This is a genomic window from Dactylosporangium sp. NPDC051485 (genome assembly GCF_040682015.1).
Taxonomy (GTDB): domain Bacteria; phylum Actinomycetota; class Actinomycetes; order Mycobacteriales; family Micromonosporaceae; genus Dactylosporangium.
The window spans coordinates 5493-7704 of sequence record NZ_JBFAZW010000207.1 but is presented as its reverse complement, the minus strand read 5'-3'; the positions used below and the strand labels follow the sequence as shown (position 1 = coordinate 7704).

3 protein-coding genes are annotated in these 2212 nt (G+C 74.5%); all 3 read right to left on the bottom strand.

From position 1 onward, the window contains the following. Nucleotides 1-916, bottom strand: a 916-nt coding sequence (locus AB0M46_RS50375; RefSeq protein ID WP_363348724.1) for a serine/threonine-protein kinase, incomplete at its 3' end; no start/stop codon positions are given. 77 nt (nucleotides 917-993) lie between these two features. After that, nucleotides 994-1755 carry a polyphosphate--glucose phosphotransferase gene (gene ppgK / locus AB0M46_RS50370; RefSeq protein ID WP_363348721.1) on the bottom strand — a complete coding sequence of 254 codons (762 nt, stop codon included), beginning with the start codon at nucleotides 1753-1755 and terminating at the stop codon, nucleotides 994-996. Between the two features lie 90 nt (nucleotides 1756-1845). Beyond that, a complete protein-coding gene (locus tag AB0M46_RS50365; RefSeq protein WP_363348719.1) occupies nucleotides 1846-2106 on the bottom strand; it encodes a Prokaryotic metallothionein in 261 nt (86 codons plus the stop codon). Between the last annotated feature and the right edge of the window lie 106 nt (nucleotides 2107-2212).

Here is a 2212-nt window from a genome sequence, read left to right as displayed (position 1 = left end):
GCACCGCCGCCGCCCCCGGGGCGAACGCCGCCGTCCGGTCGCGCCGGCCCGGCCGGGGCTGCGCGGGGGCGGAGCCCCGGACCGTGGCGGCCACCTGGGCGGCGGCCGGGTCGTCCTGGCCAACCAGGGCGAGCAGCACCTGCTGGGCGGTCGGCCGCTGGTCGGGCTCGGCGCGCAGGGCCCGGCGCACCACGTCGGCGAGGGCCGTGTCGAGGCCGATCAGGTCGGGCTCGCCCGGGTCGGCCCGGTTGACCGCGGCCTCGCGCAGCGGCATGCGGCCCGTGCCGGCCCAGGCGACGAGCAGGCCCCAGGCGTACACGTCGCTGGCCTGGCTGGGCGGCCAGCCCCGCACCTGCTCCGGGGCCAGCCAGCCGGGGGTGCCGAAGGTGGGCCCGGCGCCGCCGTGGTGGCCGCCGGACTGCCCGAGCAGCCGGGCCACGCCGAAGTCGATGACCTTCGGCCCGAAGGGCGACAGCAGCACGTTGCGCGGGCTGAGGTCGGCGTGCACCAGGCCGACGGCGTGGATGGCGGTCAGCGCGGCGGCCACCCCGACCGCGACCGCCTCGACCTGGCCCGCGAGGGGGCCGTTGGCGGTGGCGTAGTCGTGCAGGGAGGGGCCGGCGACGTACTCGGTGACCAGGTGCGGGACCGGGCCGTCGAGGGCGACGTCGAGCACCCGGGCGGTGCAGAACCCGGCGACCCGCGACGCCGCGGCCGCCTCGGCGGCGAAGCGGTGCCGGAACATCGGGTCGCCGTGCAGCGCCGGGTTGATGACCTTCAGGGCCACGCGCCGGTCGTCGGGGGCCTCGGCGAGGTACACCGTGCCCATCCCGCCGACGCCCAGCAGGCCACGCAGCCGGTACGACCCGACCGAGGCCGGGTCGTCGGCGCGCAGCGGCGCGGGTGGGTCCCCCATGGAAGCCATGGTGCCTCACCCGCGCACAGCGGACGGAATCACCGCCGCACCCGCGGCGGGCGTTACCGATTCGTTGCTCAGGCGGCGCCGGCGCGCCGGGCCGCGAGCAGGGCCGCGCCGACGATGCCGGCGTTGTTCTGCAGCGCCGCCGGCACCACCTTCGTCGGCACGTCGACCATGTGCAGGAACCGCTCCGCCTTCTTGCTGACCCCGCCGCCGATGATGATCAGGTCGGGCCACAGCAGCGCGTGCAGGTGACGCAGGTACGTCTGCACCCGCTCGGCCCACTGCGGCCATCCGAGGTCCTCGCTCTCCCGGATGCGGTCGGAGGCGTAGTCCTCCGCGTCGCCGCCGTGCAGGTGCAGCCCGCTCATCTGCAGGTGCCCGAGCTCGGTGTTGGGCACCAGGTGCCCGTCGATGAACAGGGCGCTGCCGATGCCGGTGCCGAACGTGACCATGACGACCAGCCCGCCGACGCCCTTGCCCGCGCCGTACTCCAGCTCCGCCACCCCGGCCGCGTCGGCGTCGTTGAGCACGGTCACCGGCCGGCCGAGGGCCTCGGTGAACAGCTGCTCGGCCGGCGCGTCGACCCAGGACTTGTCCACGTTGGCGGCCGTCTTCGTCACGCCGTGCTGCACCACCGCCGGGAACGTGATGCCGACGCTGGCGGCCGGGTCGAAGGAGCCGGCGACCGCCTTGACGGTGGCCACCACGCTGGTCACGTCGGCCGGCTGCGGCGTCTCGATCCGGACCCGGTCGGCCGCGAACACACCGGTGGCGAGGTCGACCGGCGCCCCCTTGATGCCGGACCCTCCGATGTCGATTCCCAGGACGACCACAACTGCTCCTTCACCGTCAGGGCTCCGCGTTGTACCGTGCGGCTAACCCAATCATGGCCGGAGCCGAGCGTGATCACCGGGGGAACGCGCTCACCCCGGGTAGGCGCCCACCGTGTCGCGGATCTCGAAGCCGGCGGTCTTATCGGCGGAGCGGGCGCAGTGCGCGCAGCAGTAGAACCGGCCCGACACCTCCGCGCCGTGCCCCACGATGCGGGTGCCGCAGTGCTCGCACACCGGCGCCAGCTTCTGGATGGCGCACTCGAACGAGTCGAACGTGTGCGTCCCCCCGCCGACCGTGCGCACCTCGAAGGCCATGTAGTAGTCGTTGCCGCAGGTCTCGCAGACCGCCATTGTCAATCCCCCGTGGCTCGCTGTTGACAGTTCCGCTCTTCGGCTTGCGCGTCTTCGGCTTGCGCGCTTGCGCGCTTGCGCGTCTTCGGCTTGCGCGCTTGCGCGT

What these genes read in the sequence shown, in the direction of transcription:
- AB0M46_RS50365 (WP_363348719.1), bottom strand. Translation starts at nt 2,106, where the DNA reads ATGGCGGTCTGCGAGACCTGCGGCAACGACTACTACATGGCCTTCGAG.